Source organism: Flavobacterium frigidimaris (assembly GCF_002217275.1).
GTDB classification, from domain to species: Bacteria; Bacteroidota; Bacteroidia; order Flavobacteriales; family Flavobacteriaceae; genus Flavobacterium; species Flavobacterium aquidurense.
Genome location: NZ_MUGV01000008.1, coordinates 45,771 through 69,100 on the forward strand (window position 1 = coordinate 45,771; position 23,330 = coordinate 69,100).

15 protein-coding genes are annotated in these 23,330 nt (G+C 36.3%); 12 read left to right on the top strand and 3 right to left on the bottom strand.

From position 1 onward, the window contains the following. Positions 1-18: 18 nt before the first annotated feature. The 7 genes from B0A65_RS04495 (at position 19) to B0A65_RS04525 (ending at position 15,576) form a co-directional block, all read left to right on the top strand. Positions 19-2,412 carry a glycoside hydrolase family 31 protein gene (locus tag B0A65_RS04495; protein WP_074660657.1) on the top strand — a complete coding sequence of 798 codons (2,394 nt, stop codon included), beginning with the start codon at positions 19-21 and terminating at the stop codon, positions 2,410-2,412. A gap of 402 nt (positions 2,413-2,814) precedes the next feature. Beyond that, positions 2,815-4,818, top strand: coding sequence for a glycoside hydrolase family 97 protein (locus tag B0A65_RS04500; protein WP_074660659.1), 2,004 nt, complete (start codon positions 2,815-2,817; stop codon positions 4,816-4,818). A gap of 123 nt (positions 4,819-4,941) precedes the next feature. Then, positions 4,942-6,522, top strand: a complete 1,581-nt coding sequence (locus B0A65_RS04505; RefSeq protein ID WP_074660660.1) for a GH39 family glycosyl hydrolase — start codon at positions 4,942-4,944, stop codon at positions 6,520-6,522. 32 nt (positions 6,523-6,554) lie between these two features. Then, positions 6,555-8,798, top strand: a complete 2,244-nt coding sequence (locus B0A65_RS04510; protein ID WP_074660662.1) for a glycoside hydrolase family 3 C-terminal domain-containing protein — start codon at positions 6,555-6,557, stop codon at positions 8,796-8,798. A gap of 55 nt (positions 8,799-8,853) precedes the next feature. Next, entirely contained in the window at positions 8,854-10,362 is a 1,509-nt protein-coding gene (locus tag B0A65_RS04515) for a cellulase family glycosylhydrolase (RefSeq protein ID WP_074660663.1), read from the top strand. Between the two features lie 125 nt (positions 10,363-10,487). Then, complete coding sequence (locus tag B0A65_RS04520; RefSeq protein ID WP_074660665.1) at positions 10,488-12,437, top strand: sialate O-acetylesterase; 1,950 nt, start codon at positions 10,488-10,490, stop codon at positions 12,435-12,437. Between the two features lie 730 nt (positions 12,438-13,167). Next, entirely contained in the window at positions 13,168-15,576 is a 2,409-nt protein-coding gene (locus B0A65_RS04525; RefSeq protein ID WP_074660666.1) for a glycoside hydrolase family 95 protein, read from the top strand. Positions 15,577-15,850: 274 nt separating this feature from the next. On the opposite strand, the gene B0A65_RS04530 is transcribed toward B0A65_RS04525, so the two are convergent. Beyond that, positions 15,851-16,402: a CvpA family protein gene (locus B0A65_RS04530; protein WP_074660668.1), complete on the bottom strand. Its 552-nt coding sequence runs from the start codon at positions 16,400-16,402 to the stop codon at positions 15,851-15,853. Between the two features lie 239 nt (positions 16,403-16,641). On the opposite strand from B0A65_RS04530, the gene B0A65_RS04535 reads away from it, so the two are divergent. The 5 genes from B0A65_RS04535 (at position 16,642) to B0A65_RS23635 (ending at position 20,652) form a co-directional block, all read left to right on the top strand. Next, entirely contained in the window at positions 16,642-16,998 is a 357-nt protein-coding gene (locus B0A65_RS04535) for a hypothetical protein (RefSeq protein ID WP_074660669.1), read from the top strand. Positions 16,999-17,109: 111 nt separating this feature from the next. Continuing rightward, positions 17,110-18,129 carry a phenylalanine--tRNA ligase subunit alpha gene (gene pheS, locus B0A65_RS04540; protein WP_074660671.1) on the top strand — a complete coding sequence of 340 codons (1,020 nt, stop codon included), beginning with the start codon at positions 17,110-17,112 and terminating at the stop codon, positions 18,127-18,129. Between the two features lie 77 nt (positions 18,130-18,206). After that, positions 18,207-18,614, top strand: a complete 408-nt coding sequence (locus B0A65_RS04545) for a hypothetical protein (protein ID WP_074660672.1) — start codon at positions 18,207-18,209, stop codon at positions 18,612-18,614. A gap of 218 nt (positions 18,615-18,832) precedes the next feature. Then, positions 18,833-19,603, top strand: a complete 771-nt coding sequence (locus B0A65_RS04550) for an isocitrate lyase/PEP mutase family protein (protein ID WP_074660674.1) — start codon at positions 18,833-18,835, stop codon at positions 19,601-19,603. Between the two features lie 8 nt (positions 19,604-19,611). Then, complete coding sequence (locus B0A65_RS23635) at positions 19,612-20,652, top strand: bifunctional transcriptional activator/DNA repair enzyme AdaA (protein ID WP_074660676.1); 1,041 nt, start codon at positions 19,612-19,614, stop codon at positions 20,650-20,652. A gap of 92 nt (positions 20,653-20,744) precedes the next feature. On the opposite strand, the gene B0A65_RS04560 is transcribed toward B0A65_RS23635, so the two are convergent. After that, on the bottom strand, positions 20,745-21,740 hold the full coding sequence (locus B0A65_RS04560; RefSeq protein ID WP_074660677.1) for an NAD(P)H-dependent glycerol-3-phosphate dehydrogenase: 996 nt from the start codon (positions 21,738-21,740) through the stop codon (positions 20,745-20,747). Between the two features lie 324 nt (positions 21,741-22,064). After that, on the bottom strand, positions 22,065-23,222 hold the full coding sequence (locus B0A65_RS04565; RefSeq protein WP_074660679.1) for an iron-containing alcohol dehydrogenase: 1,158 nt from the start codon (positions 23,220-23,222) through the stop codon (positions 22,065-22,067). Positions 23,223-23,330: the final 108 nt, after the last annotated feature.

A 23,330-nucleotide genomic window follows, 5' to 3' on the forward strand; every position in this document is an offset into this window, starting at 1 on the left:
AATAGTAAAAGATACCCGATGAAAAAAATACAAATAGCTTCTTTATCTCTATTCCTGGGATTGTTATGGACGCCAAAAGCATCAGCACAAATTCAAAATGCAGATGTGCTTAATGCACCAATAGATATCAGCAAAGATTTTCAGAATTACCTGAACACTTTTTATTTTGCAGATGAATTGGCTTCTTTCGATCCTGCAACCGGAAAGGGAACTATAAAATATTTAAGATACAATTACAAAACACGTCAGGCTTTCAACAACATGATGATGAAACCTGATGTGGAAAAACCAAACGAATTTCCAACAACGGAATATGAAGTTTCGCCTGAATTGCCTTTCCAGATTCAGTTTGTTTCAGACAGAACAATCCGCATCAAAACGACTTCCGGACCACAATTTCATCCTGAAAAAGAATCTCTGATGTTGATTAACGGTGTTGCGCCAAATCATCCTGAATTATGGAAATATTCTAAAATTGAAGGTGGTCACAGTTATACAAGTAAACACGGAAGAGTTGAAATTCTGACAAAACCGTGGCACGTAAAAATCTATGATGAAACTGGAAAATTACTGACCAGTACGCTTCATGATTCTGATTTCAAAAACACCTATACACCAACACTTCCGTTTTCTTATGTACGCAGAAATAGCGATTACTCAAGAAGTATGGGCGCGGCTTTCAGTTTAGAACCAGATGAGAAAATATTTGGTTGTGGAGAATCGTTCACGCAATTCAACAAACGCGGTCAAAAAGTAGTTTTATGGACGGATGATGCTAACGGAATTCAGAATGAAACGATGTACAAACCGGTTCCGTTTTATATGAGTAGCCGTGGTTACGGAGTTTTTATGCACCATTCGACACCAATTACGGTTGACTTTGGCAGGTATTTTGGAAGCGCCAACGAAATGTACATTGGAGATGACGAAGCCGATTTATTTTTCTTTATCGGAGAGCCAAAAGACATTTTAGATCAATATACAGATTTGACCGGAAAAGCTGCCATGCCACCACTTTGGTCGTTTGGTTTCTGGATGAGCAGAATCACTTATTTTACTGAAAAAGAAGGAAGAGAAGTTGCCAAAGATTTACGTAAATATAAAATTCCGACGGATGTTATTCACTTTGATACAGGTTGGTTTGATGTAGATTGGAGAAACAATTATGAGTTTTCTAAAGAGCGTTTTCCAGATGCTCAAAAAATGATGTCTGATTTAAAAGACGATGGTTTCCATGTGTGTTTATGGCAACTGCCTTATTTTTCTCCAAAAAACACATTATTCAAAGAAATAATGGACAAGAATTTAGCAGTAAGAGATCGCAAAGGAAATCTTCCTTATGAAGATGCTGTTTTAGATTTTTCAAATCCGGAAACCGTTACCTGGTATCAGGCAAAATTGAAACATTTATTTGATCAGGGCGTTTCTGTTTTCAAAGTTGATTTTGGAGAAGCTGCACCGCCAGAGGGAATTTACCATTCGGGAAGAACCGGTTTCTACGAACACAATTTATATCCGTTACGTTATAATAAGGCTGTCGCCGAAATTACACAGAAAGAAAAAGGGTATACTTTAATCTGGGCCAGAAGCACCTGGGCAGGATCTCAACGTTATCCATTGCATTGGGGTGGAGATGCTGAAACTTCAAACGGTGCCATGTCGGCTGAATTAAGAGGCGGACTTTCACTAGGATTAAGCGGATTCAGTTTCTGGAGTCATGATGTAGGTGGATTTGCAACAAAATCGCCTGAGAATTTATACAGAAGATGGGCACCGTTCGGAATGTTTACTTCACACGTAAGAAGCCATGGCGAACCTCCGCGCGAGCCTTGGTTATACAGCAAAGATTTCTTAGAAGGATTTAGAAAAGCAGATAATATGCGTTACGAATTAATGCCATACATCTACGCTCAGGCAAAAGAGAGTTCTCAAAAAGGATTACCAATGATGCGTGCTTTATTTGTAGAATATCCAAACGATCCGGGAGCCTGGTTAGTAGATAATGAATATTTATTTGGTTCAAGTTTATTAGTTGCTCCACTTTTTGAAGAAGTGACAGAAAGAGATGTTTATCTTCCGGAAGGAACCTGGATTGACTATCAAACGAAAAAAGTATACCAATCAGGATGGCATAAAATCAAAGCGGGCGAAGTGCCAATTGTAGTTTTGGTAAAAGACGGAACAGCATTACCTCATATCGCTTTAGCACAATCTACTAAAGATATGGACTGGAGCAAATTGACTTTGAAAGTGTATGCAAGTGATGCTACAACTTCGGCGAAAGCCAAAGTATTTTTACCGGATGGAGATGCCGTTCAGGAAATCACAGTGACTAAAAAAGGAAACAATTTTGAAGTGGCACCAAATGCACTAACAGGTAAAACCACTTTTAAAACAGAGTGGGTTAAATAAATCAGTTGTTTTTATCCCGTAGGGATTTAATGTCGGTAGCAATATCAATTAGTGTCGTAATTTTTCCCGTTAGGGAATACACAAAATAAGAACATGTAGTCCCTGACGGGACATTAAAACCGGATTTCTGTTTTTCTACCAACATTAAATCCCTACGGGATAAAAAAGTATAAAATGATTAAAGGTTGAGAATTAAAAATTAGAAATCTGCCAGATCTGCTAAATCTGCGTGAGAAAAAAATTAAAAAATCATTTCGAATCTTTTATCCCGATAGCTATCGGGAGTGGCAAAAAAAATACATCCCAAACAGGATAAAAATAAGTTAGTTTAAGTTGAGTCTTTTTAAATCGGATGCAGTTACATCGGCATCCGATTTATGAAAGACGAATTAAGAAAAAATCATGAAAAAAAATCTAATTCTTTCCGCCGTATTGTTATCTATCACGATTGGATACAGTCAGAAAAATAAAAATGCTTACGAATTGGCTTCGCCAAACGGGCAGAATAAAATAAAATTCGAGCTGGTAAAAAACGCTCCAAAATATGCTGTTTCACACGGAAAAACCGAAGTGATTACACCATCAGATATGGGATTTTTATTGAAAGGAAATGAGAATTTAAGTTCTGACTTCGAAATCAAAAATGTGAAAAATACTTCTTTTGATGAAACATGGGAACAGGTTTGGGGAGAAAAGAAAAACATTAGAAACCATTACAATCAGCTTTCAGTTCAATTACAGCAAAAGAGTGGCAACAAACGCAAATTAGAAATTCAGTTTCGTGCGTTCGATGACGGAATTGCGTTTCGATATGTGTATCCAAAACAAAATGTAAAAGACAGTATTTTCATTATGGATGAAAAAACGACTTTCAATTTGAAGGAAGATGGAAAAGCGTGGTGGATTCCGGCAAACAGAGAAAACCGCGATGAATATCTTTTTAAAGATGCACCGGTAAGTACTTTAGATACTGTTTTGACGCCGCTTACAATCGAAAGCAAAAGCGGATTGGCATTGAGTTTTCATGAAGCCAATTTGGTAGATTTTGCCAGTATGACTTTGGTCAACACAACCGGAACACAATTGAAATCGGATTTAGTGCCTTGGTCTGACGGTGTCAAAGTTCGTGTAAAAGATAGCTTTACTTCTTCGTGGAGAACGCTTCAAATTGGTGAAAACCCGGGAGATTTGATTACTTCTTATTTGATTTTAAATCTGAATGATCCAAACAAATTAAAGAACACAAGCTACTTTAAACCATACAAATACTTCGGAATCTGGTGGGGAATGCACATTGGAAAGTATTCTTTCTGGGAAAGTGATATTCAGGGTGCAACAACCAAACATGCTGAAGAATATATTGATTTTACAGCCAAAGAAGGATTTCACCATTTATTAATCGAAGGTTGGAATAAAGGATGGACACCTGCCTGGTATGAGAATAAAATGCACATGTTTAGTTTTACCAAAAGTGCTGACAACTTCGACTTAGAAAAAGTGGTAGCCTACGGAAAGGCAAAAGATGTCGAATTAATGGGGTATCATGAAACGGGTTCAAACCTGATTAATTACTTAAAAGAAGTAGACGAAGGTTTTGCATTGTACAAGAAATTAGGAATGCATTCGGTTAAAATTGGTCACGTAGGTTCTAAATTGAACATGAAAGAAAATCATTTCGGACAATTTGGAGTGAACTATTTCAGATACATTTTGGAGAAAGCAGCGCAATATGATTTAGCCGTTTTATATCACGAATCAATAAAAGATACCGGAGAACGCAGAACTTTTCCAAACATGGTTTCAAGAGAAGCAGCAAGAGGACAGGAATACAACGCCTGGAGCGAAGGAAATCCGCCAAACCACTTGACGATTATTCCGTTTACAAGATTGCTTTCAGGACCAATGGATTATACACCGGGAATCTTTGATGTTGAGGTAAAACAAGGTTATCCGGGAAAAAGAGTACACGGAACAGCAGCGCAACAATTAGCATTGTATGTAACAATTTATGCACCAATTCAGATGATGGCCGATCTTCCTGAAAATTATGAAGGAAAACCAGCATTGCAATTCTTAAAAGATGTTCCAACAGACTGGGAAGATACCAAAGTATTAGAAGGAAAAATTGGAGAATATATTACAACAGCCCGTAAAGACAGAAATAGTGCGGATTGGTTTTTAGGAACGATCACAAATGAAAAGGCAAGAGATGTAAATGTTGCCTTATCATTCTTAGATCCAAAAGCAACTTACGAAGCTCAGATTTATGCTGACGCCGAAGGAACGGATGAAACACACAATCCGGCTGCAATTGCGATTTCTAAGAAAACCGTAAAAGCTTCGGATGTATTGAAATTACATTTAGGCGGTGCTGGCGGAACAGCAATACGATTCAAAAAATTATAGATAAATATCCTAACAGGTTTTCAAAACCTGTTAGGTATCATCATATAGGTAAAATTAATTTTGGACCGAATAAAATAAAAATAACTCACAGGATTTGGAAACCTGTTGGGATAGAAAAATAAGATGAAAATAAAATCAGCAATATTATTTATTTCATTACTGCTAAACAATATCGTTTTGTTTGGACAAAATAGCAATGCAGAAAATCGAATCATTAAAATTGATTATGCTAAATCGGCCGGAAAATTAAACACCATGTTCAAAGAATGCATTGGTGCGGGTCGGGCAAATGAAGGATTGCGCGCCGATTGGCAACAGCAATTGACGATGACCAAAAAAGAATGCGACTTTAAATACATCAGAATGCATGGTTTATTGTCTGATGATATGGCAGTTTACAGAGAAGATGCAAAAGGAAATCCGGAATACAATTACCAATATATAGATGCATTGTATGATTTTATTTTAAGCATCAAAATGAAACCTTTTGTTGAATTGGGTTTTATGCCATCGGCTTTGGCCAGTGGAAAAGAGACAATTTTTTGGTGGAAAGGAAACGTAACGCCGCCAAAAGACTATAAAAAATGGGAAGACCTAATCCGCAATCTGACACAACACTTTACCGAAAGGTACGGAGCCGAGGAAGTAAAAACATGGTATTTTGAAGTTTGGAATGAGCCTAATTTAACACCAGGTTTCTGGACAGGAACACAGGCAGAATATTTCAAATTATATGAATATGCAGCACGAGGCATCAAAACCGTAAATCCAGCTTATAAAGTGGGAGGTCCCGCAACAGCCGGTGCAGGCTGGGTTCCGGAAACAATTGATTTTTGTGCTAAAAATAATATTCCCTTAGATTTCATTTCAACACATACTTATGGCGTAAAGCAAGGTTATTTGGATGAATTTGGAACGTCGGGAACTGTTTTAAATAAAGAAGATTCAAGTATAAGCGGTGATGTAATTAATTCCCGTAATCAAATTTTGAATTCGGCTAAGCCAAAATTAGAATTGCATTATACAGAATGGAGTTCTTCGTACACACCTTCAGATCCTATTCACGACAGTTATCATTCGGCAGCTTATATTCTTCAAAAACTAAAACAAGTGGGGAATGCGGCAAACTCAATGTCGTATTGGGTTTTTACCGATATTTTTGAAGAAGCCGGACCAAGATTTACGCCTTTTCACGGCGGTTTCGGATTGCTGAATACACAAGGAATTAAAAAACCAGCTTATTTCTCGTACTATCTGATGAATAAATTGGGAGAAACAGAACTTCAGAATAAGGATACCTCTTCATGGGCGGCTAAAAACTCAAAAGGAGATGTTCAGTTATTGTTTTGGGATTTTACCAATACACATCCCGGCGATAAGGTTTGGAATCAGACGTATTATGTTCAGGATTTACCGTCTCAGCCAAAAGGAACGGTGAAAATTGAAGTAAACGGACTTCAAAAAGGAAAATACAATTTAGAGATTTATAAAGTGGGTTATAAAGTGAATGACGCTTACGCAGATTATTTCGCAATGAATAAACCAACCCAGCTTACAATTGATCAGGTTAATAAAATAAAAGAACATAATAATGGTGCTCCAATTGTAATCGAAAAAGTTGTAATTGATTCAAAAGGAACCTACAGTAAAGATTTTAAGATGAACGAAAATGATGTTGTTTTATTCAATTTCGTCAAACAATAACGATTAAAAAACCTCAAAAAAACTAACAAAGTATGAAAAACAAAATGATATATCTACCCGTATTTATGGCTTTTGCATTGCTTACTTCTTGTAAAAAAGACGCGCAAAATGTAAACTCAGATGTTGTTCAGACAGAAGAGCACCAGGGAAAAGAAATAAGTTCAGAATTTGATGGAGAGATTGAAAAATTGGTTTCTCAAATGACATTGGAGGAAAAAATCGGAATGTTACATGGAAACAGTATGTTTAGTACTGGTGCCGTAGAACGTTTAGGAATTCCTGAACTAAAAATGGCCGATGGACCCTTAGGAGTTCGTGAAGAAATTTCACGTGACAATTGGGCTCCGGCTGGCTTAACAAACGATTTTGCAACTTACTATCCGGCAGGAGGTGCATTGGCTGCAACCTGGGATGCGGAAATGGCGTATACCTTCGGGAATAGTCTTGGACAGGAAATGCGTGCACGTGATAAAGACATGTTGCTTTCGCCGGCAATTAATATGGTGAGAACACCACTTGGCGGAAGAACGTATGAATATATGAGTGAAGATCCGTTTTTGAATAAAAAAATTGCAGTGCCTTTAGTAGTTGGTTTACAAGACAATGATGTAATGGCGTGTGTAAAACACTTTGCAGCAAACAATCAGGAAACAAATCGTGATTTTGTTGACGTTCAAATTGACGAACGTACACTACGTGAAATTTATTTACCAGCTTTTGAAGCAGCAGTAAAAGAAGGACATGCTTACGGAATTATGGGAGCGTATAATAAATTCAGAGGAGAATATTTATGTGAAAATGATTATATGCTGAATAAAATTCTTCGTGATGAGTGGGGTTTTAAAGGGATTGTAGTTTCAGATTGGGCAGCGGTACATTCAACAGCTAAATCTTTAAAAAGCGGTTTAGATATTGAGATGGGAACACCAAAACCTTTCAATGAATTTTTCCTTGCTGATAAGTTAGTTGCTGCGGCAAAAGAAGGTGAAGTGTCTGAAGCAGAAATTGATATTCACGTAAAAAGAATTTTGCGCACCTTGTTTCAGGTAAAAGCTATGGGGCCTGATAGTAAAAATCGTGTAAAAGGAAGTATTTCAACCGAAGCGCATTATCAGGACGCTTACAAAATTGCAGCAGAAGCAATCGTTTTGTTGAAAAATGACAATAATGCTTTGCCTTTAAAATTAGACGGAGTAAAATCGATTGCTGTTATTGGAAACAATGCAACTAAGAAAAATGCCTTAGGCGGATTTGGTGCAGGAGTTAAAACAAAAAGAGAAATTACACCTCTTGAAGGTTTGAAAAACAGATTGCCATCTTCAATAAAAATCAATTATGCCGAAGGTTATTTAGAGCGTTATGATGAAAAAAATAAAGGAAAACTAGGCGATATTACATTAAACGGACCAGTAACAATAGACGAATTAGATCCGGCAAAAGTTAACGAAGCTGTTGAGGCTGCTAAAAAATCGGATGTTGCGATCATTTTTGCAGGTTCAAACCGCGATTACGAGACAGAAGCTTCTGATCGTCGAACTTTAAAATTGCCCTTTGGACAAGAAGAATTAATCAAAAAAGTACAAGCTGTAAATCCGAGAACTATAGTTGTCATGATTGCCGGAGCACCTTTTGATATTAATGAAGTAAGCAAAAATACTTCGGCCTTAGTTTGGAGTTGGTTCAATGGTTCTGAAGGAGGAAATGCTTTGGCTGATGTACTATTAGGAAAAGTAAATCCGTCAGGAAAATTACCCTGGACAATGCCAAAAAATATTATGGATTCTCCTGCGCATGCAACAAAAAGTTTCCCAGGCGGAAAAACCGTTAATTATGCCGAAGGTATTTTAATAGGCTACCGTTGGTTTGATACTAAAAATATAGCGCCGTTATATCCTTTTGGATACGGATTATCGTATACCACTTTTGCTTTTGAAAATGCTAAAGCTGATAAAACTTCGTATGCTGAAAATGAAATGATCACTGTTGCTATTGATGTGAAAAACACAGGTAAAGTAGATGGAAAAGAAGTTGTGCAATTGTATGCGTCTAAATCAGATTCAAAAGTGAGCCGTGCTTCAAAAGAATTAAAAGGTTTCAAAAAAGTGTTGGTAAAAGCTGGAAATTCAGAAACAGTAATCCTTCAGCTTCCGGTTAAAGAATTAGCGTATTATGACGTGGCTTCAAAAAAATGGGTTGTAGAAGCTGGAAAATACACTTTGAAAGTGGGTAACTCTTCAAGAGATATCAAAAAAGAGATTGCAATTACGATCAATTAATTCAGCTTACAATACAACTAAAAACCACTTTAACTAACTATAAAACCAAATAACCATGAGCAGACTAATAAAGAATTACCTGTTAAACACGATTTTGTGTTTATCCTGGATCAGCATTTTAGCGTGTAGTGCCGATAAAGAAGCTACGCCAGATGATCCAGCACCACTTGTAAAAACACTTACTGCTGATGTCACTAAAATTGATTTTCAGAGTCCGGCTAGTACTTCAGAATTTATCGTGACAACAACCAGCACTAATTGGTCGGTTGCTACAGCAGAGGCAAGCTGGTTGAAATTTACTCCGGTTACAGGTGTGTCGGGCAGAACTACAATTACAGTTACAGCTTCAGAAAATACTACTTCTGTAGCAAGAACGGCTGTCATAACCATGAGTTCAAGTGAAGTAGCATCAGTACAAATCCCAGTTTCTCAAGCAGGAAAAACTGGAATTTATCCAAGTTATAATACAAATCCAATTGCTGCCGACGCAACCGGAATGAGCAGCACTGCTGTTCAGTTGGCAGCCAAAATAAAATTAGGCTGGAATATTGGCAATACAATGGAAGCAACGGGCGGTGAAACGGCCTGGGGAAATCCAAAAGTTACCAAAGCTTTAATTGATGCCGTGAAAGCAAAAGGTTTTAATGCGATCCGAATTCCATGTTCATGGAATCAATATCTGGAAAATACGGCGACTGCAAAAATAAAAGCAGATTGGCTAAACCGTGTTAAAGAAGTTGTTCAGTATTGTGTAGACAATGATATGTATGTTGTCGTAAATATTCACTGGGACGGCGGTTGGCTGGAAAACAATATTACCGAGGCCAAAAAGGAAGAAAACAATGCCAAACAGAAAGCTTTTTGGGAACAAATTGCAACAAGTTTAAGAGGATTTGATGAGCATGTCTTATTTGCCAGCGCCAATGAACCTGCCGTTGAAGATGCAGCGCAAATGGCGGTTTTGAACTCATATCACCAAACCTTTATTGATGCCGTGCGTTCTACAGGCGGAAAAAATGCCAATCGTGTATTGGTAGTTCAGGGCCCAACGACAGATATTGAAAAAACAAACAAATTGATGTTGACTTTGCCTACAGATAAAGTCGCTAATAAAATGATGGTTGAGGTACATTATTATACACCATGGAATTTTGCAGGTATGACAAAAGACGAATCATGGGGTAAAATGTTCTATTATTGGGGAACTGGTTTCCACTCAACAACAGATACAGAACGAAATGCAAATTGGGGTGAAGAAGCGGATTTAGAGAAAAATTTCAAATTAATGAAAACGCAATTTGTTGATAAGGGAATTCCGGTTTTGTTAGGAGAATTTGGTGCCATCAGACGTACAACGCTTACGGGTGATGCCTTGACTTTACATTTGGCATCAAGAGCCTATTATTTAAAAACTGTCGTGAAACAAGCTAAAGCAAATGGTTTATTGCCATTCTATTGGGATGAAGGAAATACTGGTGACGGTGGTTTTGGTCTTTTCAAAAGAGCCGACAACACTGTTTCAGACACTCAGGCGTTGAACGCCATGATTGAAGGATTGCAATAAATAGCATATATTTGATACTACAGATTGAACCGCAAAGTTCGCAAAGCAAGCGTAATAACCGCAAAGCTTTGCGAACTTTGCGTAATTCTTACCGAACCTTGCGGTTAATTTTTAAATCTAAAAAAATGAAAAAAAATATAATCTTTCTTTTTTTGTTATGCAGCATAATAGCAAATGCCAACGTAAAAATGCCATTATTGTTTTCGGAAGGGATGGTACTGCAGCGCAATAAAGAAATTCCGGTTTGGGGTTGGGCAGATCCCAATGAAAAAGTTGAAGTGCTTTTCAACAAACAAACCAAAACTATAGTTGCCGATAAAAACGGAAAATGGATGATAAAACTATCTGCCGAAAAAGCCGGAGGTCCTTTTGAATTACTCATCACAGGAAAAAACAAAATTGTCATAAAAGATGTTTTAGTTGGTGAAGTATGGATTTGTTCAGGACAATCAAATATGGAATTTCAGGTTTCAAAAACCATAAACGCTGAAAAAGAAATAGCCGATTCCAATTATCCTATGATTCGTCATTTTGGAGTAGCACAAGATTTAAGCGGAAAACCAAAAGACGATTTAAAAGCCGGAAAATGGGAAGTTTCGAGCAAAGAAACGGTTGGTAATTTTACAGCAGTTGGCTATTATTTTGCCAAAAAATTGTATGCCGAATTAAAAATTCCAATCGGAATCATCAATACTTCCTGGGGCGGAACCAATGTTGAAACCTGGACAAGTCGTGAAGCTTTTCAAAAAAGTGACGATTTCAAAGCCATGATTGCTGATGTTCCAACATTAAATATCGATTCTATTTCGAAATTGTACGCCAGACAAATGAAAGAGAGAGTCGAAAAAATTCAGGGAACTCCGGTAAGTACAGAAAACGAAAAAACTTTTAAAGAACCAACCTTCAATGATACAAATTGGGGCGAATTAAACACGCCAGGTTTATGGGAAAACCAGCCTTTAGGCGATCTGGACGGAATAGTATGGATGCGAAAAACCATTACACTTTCGGCAGAAGACATTAAAAATAAAGCCACTTTATACCTTTCTAAAATCGACGATGAAGATATTACATACGTAAACGGAATCGAAGTGGGTAAAAATACCCAATGGGATTTTAAACGTGTTTACGAAGTTCCGACAAATGTCCTGAAAGAAGGAAAAAATGTTATTGCGGTAAGAATTGTAGATAACAGCGGCGGCGGCGGAATCTATGGAGATGCAGCCGATTTAAAACTGACTGTAGGAAGCAAAACAATTCCGCTGGACGGAAAATGGAAGTTCAAAGTTATCATCGTAAAAACATCATTATCACCAAATAGTTATCCGTCATTATTGTACAATGCCATGGTAAATCCCTTGGTTCCGTATGCAATCGAAGGCGTATTATGGTATCAGGGAGAAGCCAATGTTTGGAGAGCCAATCAATACAAAAAAGCATTTCCGTTGATGATTACAGATTGGAGAACAAAATTCAATCAGGGCGATTTCCCTTTTTACTTCGTTCAGTTATCCACTTTTGATGAATTCAAGGGAAACAGTAAAGTCGGAAGCCGTTGGGCTGAACTTCGCGAAGCACAAGCCGAAACTTTAAAATTGAAAAATACCGGAATGGCCGTAACCACAGATATCGGAAACGCAAAAGACATTCACCCAACCAACAAACAAGACGTTGGATTGCGTTTGGCAGCTATTGCACTAAACAATGTTTACGGCAAAAAACAAGTTTACAGCGGTCCAACCTATAAATCTCAGGAAATAAAAGGAAACCAAATCATCCTGACTTTCGATAATACAGGAAGCGGATTATCAGCTTCTGATAATTCCCAAAACGTAAAAGGCTTCGAAATCGCAGGTGCCGACAAAGTTTTTCATTCCGCGAAAGCGATAATTAAAGACAACAAAATAATCGTTTCAAGCGAAAATGTTCCAAATCCGGTTGCCGTTCACTACGGTTGGGCAGATGACGATACCGAAATTAACCTTTTCAACAAAGAAAAATTCCCGGCATCACCTTTCAGAACTGATAATTGGGAAATGATTACGGCAAACGAGAAATATAAGGTGAGCAAATAATGTTCAATGTGAATTGTAAAAAGTAAAAAGTTCGAGAGGAACGATTAATATTTTAGTATGGAATTTAATCTGTTGCTCTAAATAGTTGGGCGTGACCATACCAGGATAAGAAGGCAAATAAACTTTGCGTAAATACGCCTTCTTATCCCGCTACGGTCGGGCTTTCGCTGCTACTGCGGTAGCTTAGCTCTATCCCTCACGCGGCTGACAGGTAAACAAGAAAATATCATTTTTATAATTCATCATAAATGGATTATCATAACGGGAAGATAGTTCCGTAGGAATGAAATGTTGGTAGCAACGGATGTTATCCGTTGATAAATGAGTCGACATCATGATAAAGTTCCGTAGGAACGAAATGTTAGTAGCAACGGATATTAATCCGTCGATAAATAAATCGACATCACAATATAGTTCCATAGGAACGAAATAATGGTAGCAACGGATTTTATCCGTTGATAAATGAGTTGACATCATGATAAAGTTCCGTAGGAACGAAATGTTGGTAGCAACGGATATTAATCCGTTGATAAATAAATCGACATCATGATAAAGTTCCGTAGGAACGAAATAATGGTAGCAACGGATGTAAATCCGTTGATAAATAAATCGACATCATGATAAAGTTCCGTAGGAACGAAATAATGGTAGCAACGGATGTAAATCCGTTGATAAAAAGTGAACATCAGCATAAAGCTCCGTAGGAGCGACATATTTTAAACGCAACAAAATGAACACAAACCTCACAAAAAAAACATTTTTCATTTTACTAATCACATTTTTCAGTAAAAATGCAAATGCACAATCCAATCATGTTTTATGGTACAACCAACCCGCAGAGTTTTTTGAAGAAAGCCTTGTTTTAGGAAACGGAAAAATGGGAGCAACTGTTTTTGGAGGTGCCAATTCAGATAAAATTTATCTAAATGATGCCACACTTTGGTCGGGTGAACCCGTAAATGCCAAAATGAATCCGGATGCCTACAAAAATATTCCGGCAATTCGCGAAGCATTAAAAAATGAAAATTACAAACTGGCAGATGAGTTAAATAAAAAAGTTCAGGGTAAAAACTCCGAATCTTTTGCGCCTTTAGGAACTTTAGAAATTAATAATTCTGAAAAAGGGAAAGCGGTAAATTACCATCGGGAACTGGATCTCTCGAACGCAATATCAAAAGTAAGTTACGAAATGGCGGGCATAAAATATACCCGTGAATATTTTGTCTCGGCTCCGGATCAAATTATGATAATCAAACTGACAACAGATCAAAAAGGTGCTTTAAATTTTGACATTAATTTAAAGAGTTTATTAAAGTCGAATGTTGAAGTGCGAAATAATATACTGATGATGACGGGTACTGCGCCCATTCACGAAAATCCCGGATATACTGTTTTGCCAAAATACCTCGAAGTAAAAGAAAGAGGAACAAAATTTACCACTTTAATCCAAATCAAAAAAACGGACGGTAAAATTACAAATTCCAGAGAATCTTTAATCTTAAGAGACGCAACAGAAGCTATTATTTACGTTTCTGTGGCAACAAGCTTTAATGGTTTTGACAAAAATCCTGCAACAGAAGGTGTGGACGACATAGCAATTGCGGCGCAAAATTTGAACAAAGCTTATGCAAAACCATTTGATAAAGTAAAGGAATCTCATATTTCAGATTATCAAAAATTCTACAATCGTGTCAATCTGGATCTGGGAAAAACAACGGCTCCGGATCTGCCAACAGACGAAAGATTACTTAGATATTCAGAAGGAAAAGAAGATAAAAATCTGGAGATTTTGTATTTCAATTTCGGGCGTTATTTATTGATTAGCAGCTCACGAACAATGGGCGTTCCTGCGAATTTGCAAGGAATTTGGAATCCGTATTTAAATCCGCCCTGGAGCAGTAATTACACCATGAATATCAATGTGGAAGAGAATTATTGGTTAGCAGAAAACACCAATCTTTCAGAAATGCATTTACCGCTTTTATCTTTCATTAAAAACCTTTCGGTAACGGGAAAAGTAACGGCAAAAACATTTTATGGCGTAAATGAAGGCTGGGCTTCGGCACATAACTCTGATATTTGGGCAATGACAAACCCGGTTGGAACGTTCGGAAAAGATGATCCAAGTTGGGCTTGCTGGCCATTATCCGGTGCCTGGCTGAGTACACATATTTGGGAACATTATGTTTTTACCCAAGATAAAAATTACCTGAAAAATGAAGGTTATCCAATTATGAAAGGGGCATCTGAATTCTTTCTGGGCTGGATGACTACAGATAAAAACGGAAAACTAATTACATCCCCGTCAACTTCTCCTGAAAACAAATTTATTGCACCAGACGGTTATATTGGAGCAACAATGTACGGCGGAACTGCAGATTTGGCCATGATCAGAGAATGTTTTGAGAAAACGATTAATGCGTCAAAAGTTTTAAATATTGATACTGCTTTCAGAACAAAACTAGAAGCAGCACTTTCTAAATTTTATCCTTATCAAGTGGGTAAAAAAGGAAATTTGCAGGAATGGTATTTTGACTGGAATGATGAAGATCCGAAACACCGTCACCAATCCCAGTTATTCGGACTTTTCCCAGGCCACCAAATTACACCGGAGAAAACACCTGATTTAGCGGCAGCAGCAAGAAAAACACTCGAAATAAAAGGCGATGAAACCACAGGTTGGTCAAAAGGCTGGCGAATTAATCTTTGGGCAAGACTTTGGGACGGGAATCGCGCTTATAAAATGTACAGAGAATTACTTCGTTACGTAGATCCGGACGGAAAGAAAGCAGACAAAGCAAGAAGAGGAGGAGGAACGTACCCGAATTTATTCGACGCGCATCCGCCATTTCAAATTGACGGAAACTTTGGCGGAGCTGCAGCCGTTGCTGAAATGTTAGTCCAGTCTGATGATAACGAAATTAGATTATTGCCTGCTTTACCAGACGCTTGGGAAGCCGGATTTGTAAAAGGAATCTGTGCAAGAGGAGGATTTGAAATTGAAATGTCGTGGGAAAATAAATCACTTAAAAAAGTTACGATAATTTCTAAAAATGGTGGAAAAACAACTTTAATAAGCGGTGATAAAAAGCAAGATATCACATTGAAAAAAGGAGAGAAGTTAGAAATAAACTGGTAGTTGCTCGTAAATGAATTTCAAACCCGACAGTCCCGATCCTTCGGGACTGTCGGGTTTATTGCAGCGGAGCTCCAGCGGAGCAGAATGTTTATAGTAATCAGATATTAAATGGAAATAAAGCTCCAGCGGAGCGATATATTCATGTTCTATTTAATATTTCACCCCGTTGGGGTTTTTGTCAAATGGGCTCATGAATTTCTATAAACATGTCACCCCGCTGGGGTTGTGTTTAATGTGTATACAAATTGCTATAAATATGTTCTCTGGAACTTAATTATTCTTTTGCAGAAGCTTCGGTGGATTTTTTCTCAGAATCTTTAGCATGTTCTTCTTTAAAAGATTCATACCATTTTTCAATGGAAGGATAAACAAAAGCGGCTACTTTTTTTACTGGGTTGTAAAAAATAGATTTGTCTAAAGTTTCTTTTTTAGCAAAGGTATTATTGAAGTTTATTTTCTCAAAAAGAGCAATAAAAACACTCATAATTAAGATTGTTTTTAAAACTCTGAAAAAAGCGCCACCTAGTTTATTCGGCAATCCGAGGAAAGCAAAATCGGCAATTCCGGTAAGGATTTTTGCTAAAAAATAAACACCAATAACCACTAGAATAAAAGTCAGAATAAAAGCAGTAACCTGAATTGTATTGGGATTCCAGGAAACATGGGGCGTAATCATTCCCTTCATCAACGAAGAAAATTTAATTGCAAGATAAATTCCCAATAACAACGAAATAAAAGAAGCAATTTCTACAAAAAGGCCATTTTTAAAACCTTTGTACAAACTAAAAGCCAAAAGTGCCCCAAAAATCATATCGAAAAAACTCATATATCTGTTGTTTTATTGAGGCGCAAATATAAAAGAATTATCTGTTTTTTGAGGTTCAGAGGTACAGAGATGCAAAGAAGCAAAGGTTTTTTTTCTGTTGTTTTATTTTTTAAGGTCATTGGATTTGAAGTCCGTATCTTTGCAACAATAATTTTAGAATTAAGATTGTAGATTTTAGATTAAAAAATCTTTAAATCATCTGCAATCTAAAATCTAAAATCTAAAATCATAAATTAGAAATGTCCAGAGATACACAATTAAAAGAGCGTTGGGAAAAGCTCGTCGATATATTATCCAATCAGTTTTCACAAGGTGAAGACTTAGATTTAGATGCTATTATTTACCTAATCGGAGTTCAGGAGCTCGGAAAAGTGCATCGTGAATTCAAAAAAGATGAAAAATTAAACCTTATGCACATCGCCATTTGTCGATTATTAGAACCATACGGTTTCTATGAATTCGAATATTTTGATGAAGACGGATGGCCTCATTACAGAGTAAAAGAGGAATTGCCGCCGTTAAAAGCGGGCGAACAATCAGTTTTGATGAAAGAAGCGATTGTGAATTATTTCTTAGAAAGAGAAGTTATCGATTAGTTTTCAGTTTACAGTCGCAATTTTCAATGTTTACTAAACTGAAAACTGCGACTGTGACTGTTTACTTTCAACTAAAATCACTAAATTTGTTCTCTCAATTATTGAAGGAAAATGATAGATAAGATAAAAGACCACATTGGCGAAGCACAAGCTTTTTCAACTGAAAATGCAGCAGAGCTAGAAGCATTCCGTATTAAGTTCTTGGGTAAAAAAGGTATTTTGAATGACTTTTTTGCTGAATTTAAAAACGTGCCTAACGATCAAAAAAAGGAATTCGGACAAGTTATAAACGCATTAAAAACAGCAGCTGAAGATAAAGTTAAAGCTATTGTTGAAGCGTTAGAGAGCAAACAGGAAGTAAAAGGTATGTTTGGTGACCTAACACGATCTGCAGAACCTGTTATTATTGGTTCCCGTCATCCTATTTCTATTGTAAAAAATCAAATCATTGATATTTTTGCCAACATTGGTTTCAACGTTTCCGAAGGTCCGGAAATCGAAGACGACTGGCATAATTTTACTGCCCTGAACTTGCCAGAATATCATCCGGCGCGTGATATGCAGGATACTTTTTTCATTCAGACGAATCCTGACGTGTTGTTGCGTACGCATACATCATCTGTTCAGGTGCGTTATATGGAAAACAACAAACCGCCTATTCGTACTATTTCTCCGGGACGTGTGTTTCGTAACGAAGCGATTTCGTCACGTTCGCACTGTATTTTCCATCAGGTAGAAGGTTTGTACATTGACAAAGAGGTTTCTTTTGCCGATTTGAAACAAACGTTACTTTATTTTACCAAAGAAATGTTCGGAAAATCTAAGATTCGTTTACGTCCATCATACTTTCCATTTACAGAACCAAGTGCTGAAATTGATATTTATTGGGGGCTGAAAACAGAAACTGATTACCGTATTACAAAAGGAACAGGCTGGTTAGAAATTGGAGGTTGTGGAATGGTTGATCCAAATGTTCTTAAAAACTGTGACATCAATCCTGATGAATTCAATGGTTTTGCTTTCGGAATGGGAGTGGAGCGTATTGCAATGTTGCTCTATCAAATTGGTGATATTCGTATGTTTTATGAAAATGACGTTCGTTTCTTAGAGCAATTTAAAGCAAATATATAATTTAAGTCGAAAGTCAAAAGTCGAAAGTCTCAAAGTTTGGGACTTTCGACTTTTCGACTTTATAACTTTTGACTGATATGAAAAAAGATATAACAATCCCGGAAGTAGAAAATGTATTCCTTGCCGCTGTTCAGGAATGGAGTGACGATTTCATGGAAAAAGTGTGGTACGCTTATCTGGTAAACGACAGCGATTTTAATTTAGACAGCGTTATGGTCGTTTCAAAAGCATTTGGAACAATTGATGGCGAAATGAAAAAAACATCGACTTTGCGTCATGCTTTTGTAGAAGTTCCGGCTGTTTCGGTAGTGAAAATTGAAATGATCGAAAAAAGCCTATTGGTTTTGAATAACGAATTTATGGTGACCTTTTTCATCGGAAACACTTTGTATGACAAGAAATTCATCTTCAAATCAAATTTAATCAACGAGAACGATACGGAGGAAGTGCCTATTTTGTTTGTTGAAGGGGTGATGGTTAAATAAGAAGCAAGAGAATAGAGCCAAGAGCCAAGAGAATAGCCTTAGAATGGAATAAAAAAGAGTCAAGACAAATCGGATTAGTCTTAACTCTTTTTTTATGCTCATGCGTGTGAAAGTCTATTTTCTTGGTTCTTGCTTCTATTTTCTCAAAAAAAAATACTTGTCAATTTTTCGGTTGTATCAGAGTTTGTATAAGAGGTAATTTTGTAAAAAAAAAGACTATGACAAAATTTGAGGAATTTAAAAAACTGCATTTTAGCGAGAATCCATTATTAATTGGTAATGTTTGGAATGTACAAAATGCACTTCAGTTTGAAAAATTAGGTTTCAAGGCTGTGGGAACTTCAAGTGCTGCGATTGCTGCTGATTTAGGTTATGAAGATGGTGAAAATATGCCTTTTGAAGATTACTTTTTTATGATTAAAAGGATTGCATCCAGTGTAAATATTCCTTTTTCTGTGGACTTAGAAGCGGGTTACGGAAAAACATCTGAAGAAATAATTTCTAATATCATACAATTACACGAAATAGGTGTAGTCGGAATTAACATCGAAGATTCCATTGTACATAATCAAGGCAGAGAAATAGTGAGTATTGATGGTTTTACATTACTATTAAAAGAAATCATTCAGGATTTGAAAAAGAAAAATGTCCGTATTTTTGTAAACATTCGTTGTGATGCATTTCTTTTAGATTTACCTAATGCTTTAGAAGAAGCTAAACTTAGAATAAGCCAATATGAACTCTGTGGTATTGATGGAATTTTTCTTCCATGTATTACAAATGAAGGCGACATTAAAGCTATAACAGCGTTTACAAAACTCCCGTTAAATGTAATGTGCATGCCAAATCTTCCTAATTTTGAAGTTTTAAAAAAATTAGATGTAAAACGTATTAGTATGGGAAATTTTACTACTGTTTATGTGCATAAACAATTGGAAAATGTGATAGAAAAAGTAATTCAGAGGAATAATTTTAGTCCGCTTTTTTAATATAGATTATGAAACTTACAGATGACATAATGTATGAGGCTGCGGTAAATAAAGATACCTCCTTTGAGGGTGTGTTTTTTACCGCTGTAAAAACGACAGGAATATTTTGCAGACCTACCTGTACGGCCAGAAAACCGAAAAGAGAAAATGTTGAATTTTTTACCAATTCAAAAGAAGCTATTTTAAAAGGTTACAGACCTTGTAAAGTTTGTTTTCCGTTAGAAAAATATAACGAAACGCCCGACTTTATAAAAGAAATTCTGAGAGAACTATCAGATGATCCTTCCTTGAAATTTAAAGATTATGATTTGGTCAAACGAGGCATTGAACCAAGCAAAATGAGACGATGGTTTTTAAAAAATCATGGTATTACTTTTCAGGCTTACCAGAGAATGTTTAGAATCAACAGCGCTTTCAAAAAGATAAAAGGCGGAGAAAGTATTACAACAACTGCTTTTGATGCAGGATGTGAATCTTTGAGCGGATTTAACGATTCGTTTAAAGCCGTTTTTGGTGTTTCTCCGAAGAACAGCAAAACTCAGAACATTATTGACCTTAAAAGAATAGAAACGCCACTAGGAACAATGTATGCCTGTGCCGTAAAAGAAGGAATCTGTATGCTTGAATTTACGGATAGAAAAATGCTGGAAACCGAATTGAAAACCTTGGCTAAAAGCTTAAAAGCAGCAATAGTTCAGGGGGAAAATGAACATTTCAATGTTTTAGAATTTCAGTTGAAGGAATACTTTGAAGGCAAAAGAAAGGATTTTACAGTTCCGTTATTTTCACCTGGATCAGATTTTCAAAATAGGGTTTGGAAAGCTTTAGGTGAAATTCCGTACGGGAGTGTAAAATCATACAAAGAACAATCTCTTCTAATAGAAAAACCGGCAGCGATCAGGGCCGTTGCCAATGCAAATGGAATGAACAGGATTTCAATATTAATTCCGTGTCACAGAGTAATAGGGTCAAGTGGCGAACTTACGGGTTATGGTGGAGGTTTATGGAGAAAAAAATGGCTTCTTGAATTAGAACAAAATAATAAATAAAAAAGAGTCAGGACGAAATTAATTAGCCCTGACTCTTTTTATGTTATATAAGAAAGTCTATTCTCTTTCTTCTTGCCTCTTTCTTCTAAAGTTTAATCCAAAGACTCCGTCAATTTCTTAAACACAGTCTTAGCATCTTTTCCTTCGTATAAAACGGCATAAACAGCATCGATAATAGGTGTTTTAGCACCGTAACCCTGATTTAATTTATAAGCACTTTTTGTTGCGTAATAACCTTCCGCAACCATGCTCATTTCCATCATGGCACTTTTTACAGTATATCCTTTTCCTATCATGTTTCCGAACATTCTGTTTCTTGAGAAGACCGAATATCCTGTAACCAATAAATCGCCCAAATAAGCCGAATCATTGATATTGCGTTTCATTTTATGAACCTTTCTGATAAATTTTTTCATCTCACGGATTCCGTTACTCATCATAACCGATTGGAAATTATCCCCATAACCTAAACCATGTGCAATTCCGGCAGCGATCGCGTAAATGTTTTTAAGCATTGCTGCATATTCAGTTCCGATAATATCATCTGAGATTTTCGCTTTGATATAATTTCCTGAAAGTGATTTGGCTACAATAGAAGCTTTGTCCGGATCACCGCAGGCAATTGTCAGGTAAGAAAGTCTTTCTAAGGCTACTTCTTCAGCATGACAAGGGCCAGTAATAACTCCAATATTGTAGTAAGGAATATCGTATTGAATATGGAAATGTTCTCCAACAATTAAACTCGTTTCAGGAACAATTCCTTTAATCGCTGAGAAAATGATTTTATCAGACAAAGAAACGGTCATATTTTTCAATTCCGCATCTAAAAAAGCAGAAGGAATAGCAAAAATTACATAATCTGCGTATTCGATTGCTTCGTTGATATTGTTGGTCAATTTAAGTTTTTTGGTATCAAATTCTACCGAACTTAAATAGTTAGGATTGTGTTTATATTTTTGAATGTGCTCTATTGCAGCGTCATTGCGCATATACCATGCAATTTCGGAAAGATTCACACACAACATTTTTGCAATTGCCGTTGCCCAACTACCTCCTCCAATTACTGCAAATTTTAAATTTTCGCTCATTATTTTAATAATTTAAAGCAAAAGTACTTAATAAAGTAGTAATAATACAAAATCTCATTTAAGAAATTTAAAAATGTCCTTTAAGAGCAAGGCTTTTCAGTAGATTTTGAAAAATAATAAACTTTTTTTCAAATTAAATACAATAAAGTGTAAACTGTTGCGTTATAACTATTTATAAATTTAGAATTTAATGAGTTTAGCAAAAAACGAGTTAGTTAGTTTTGTTTTAGTATTTTAAAAAGGCGCTCTTAACAGTTTAAGAACGCCTTTTTTTGTAGTTTACAGTTTATGGTCACAGTTTGCATTTTGAGATGCGACTGAATACTAATAACTAAGTTCCACGATAGATTTCACTTTATCTAAAGTTACCAATTGATTTTCACCTAAACCTTTCCAGTTTCTTTCCTCAAAGCGTTTTACAATAAAATCAGCTGTTTTGCTGTAATCGTTGGTGTATTGCGAAAGTTTAGTATCCATTCCCATAGTATGGAAGAATTCAACTGTTTTATTAATTGCTTCTTTAGCTACTTCATCATCAGAACCTGTTAAGTTGAAGATTCTTCTTCCGTATTGCGCTAATTTTTCTTTTTTGGTGTCGAACATCACTTCATATAAACTTGGACCTATAATTGCCAAAGTTCTCGCGTGATCGATGCCGTATAAAGCAGTTAATTCGTGTCCAATCATATGTGTTGCCCAATCTTGTGGTACTCCTTTTTGAATCAATCCGTTTAATGCCATAGTACAACTCCACATAAAATTGGAAGCCAAAGCATAATCGCCTGGATTCTCAACAACTTTAGGACCAACTTCAATTAACGTTTGTAAAATTCCTTCTGCAATTCTATCCTGTAAAAAGCCTTCATGCGGATACGTTAAATATTGTTCCATTACGTGTGTATAGGCATCTACAACTCCATTTTGTAATTGTCTTTTTGGTAAAGAGGTAATAACTGTTGGATCACAAATAGAGAATTTTGGAAACAAAGCGCTACCACCAAAAGCCAGTTTTTCCTGAGTTGCTGCAATAGTTACAACAGAACCCGAATTCATTTCACTTCCCGTTGCCGGTAAAGTCAAAACAGTTCCAAAGGGCACTGCATTTTCTTTGATTAGGATTCGTTTTTGTAAAATATCAATCGGATTTCCATCAAAATTGACGGCTGCCGAAATAAATTTTACACCATCAATAACAGATCCGCCTCCAACTGCAAGGATGAAATCTATTTTTTCAGCTTTTATTACTTCTACGGCTTTCATCAAAGTTTCAAAATGCGGATTTGGTTCTATTCCGCCAAATTCTACAATATCAAAACCTTTTAAATTGTTGATTACTTGTTCGTGAACGCCATTTTTAAAGATACTTCCTCCACCATAAGCCAGTAATATTTTAGCTCCTTTTGGAACCAAAGTGGAAAGTTTTTCTATTTGTCCTTTTCCGAAAATTAAATTCGTCGGATTGTATAATTCGAAGTTTAACATGTTTTTATTTTTAAGGTTCTGAGGTGCTAAGGTTCTGAGTTTCTAAGTTTTTTTGCCTTAGCAACTTAGTATTTCAGAACCTTAAAACCTTTTTTTATTTTTAAATTT

Excerpts from the sequence above, each read along its gene's own strand:
- B0A65_RS23635 (WP_074660676.1), top strand. The coding sequence starts at position 19,612 with ATGAAACTTACAGATGACATAATGTATGAGGCTGCGGTAAATAAAGAT.
- B0A65_RS04535 (WP_074660669.1), top strand. The coding sequence starts at position 16,642 with ATGTCCAGAGATACACAATTAAAAGAGCGTTGGGAAAAGCTCGTCGAT.
- B0A65_RS04525 (WP_074660666.1), top strand. The coding sequence starts at position 13,168 with ATGAACACAAACCTCACAAAAAAAACATTTTTCATTTTACTAATCACA.
- B0A65_RS04545 (WP_074660672.1), top strand. The coding sequence starts at position 18,207 with ATGAAAAAAGATATAACAATCCCGGAAGTAGAAAATGTATTCCTTGCC.
- B0A65_RS04510 (WP_074660662.1), top strand. The coding sequence starts at position 6,555 with ATGAAAAACAAAATGATATATCTACCCGTATTTATGGCTTTTGCATTG.
- B0A65_RS04505 (WP_074660660.1), top strand. The coding sequence starts at position 4,942 with ATGAAAATAAAATCAGCAATATTATTTATTTCATTACTGCTAAACAAT.
- B0A65_RS04500 (WP_074660659.1), top strand. The coding sequence starts at position 2,815 with ATGAAAAAAAATCTAATTCTTTCCGCCGTATTGTTATCTATCACGATT.
- B0A65_RS04550 (WP_074660674.1), top strand. The coding sequence starts at position 18,833 with ATGACAAAATTTGAGGAATTTAAAAAACTGCATTTTAGCGAGAATCCA.
- B0A65_RS04495 (WP_074660657.1), top strand. The coding sequence starts at position 19 with ATGAAAAAAATACAAATAGCTTCTTTATCTCTATTCCTGGGATTGTTA.
- pheS (WP_074660671.1), top strand. The coding sequence starts at position 17,110 with ATGATAGATAAGATAAAAGACCACATTGGCGAAGCACAAGCTTTTTCA.
- B0A65_RS04515 (WP_074660663.1), top strand. The coding sequence starts at position 8,854 with ATGAGCAGACTAATAAAGAATTACCTGTTAAACACGATTTTGTGTTTA.
- B0A65_RS04530 (WP_074660668.1), bottom strand. The coding sequence starts at position 16,402 with ATGAGTTTTTTCGATATGATTTTTGGGGCACTTTTGGCTTTTAGTTTG.
- B0A65_RS04520 (WP_074660665.1), top strand. The coding sequence starts at position 10,488 with ATGAAAAAAAATATAATCTTTCTTTTTTTGTTATGCAGCATAATAGCA.
- B0A65_RS04560 (WP_074660677.1), bottom strand. The coding sequence starts at position 21,740 with ATGAGCGAAAATTTAAAATTTGCAGTAATTGGAGGAGGTAGTTGGGCA.
- B0A65_RS04565 (WP_074660679.1), bottom strand. The coding sequence starts at position 23,222 with ATGTTAAACTTCGAATTATACAATCCGACGAATTTAATTTTCGGAAAA.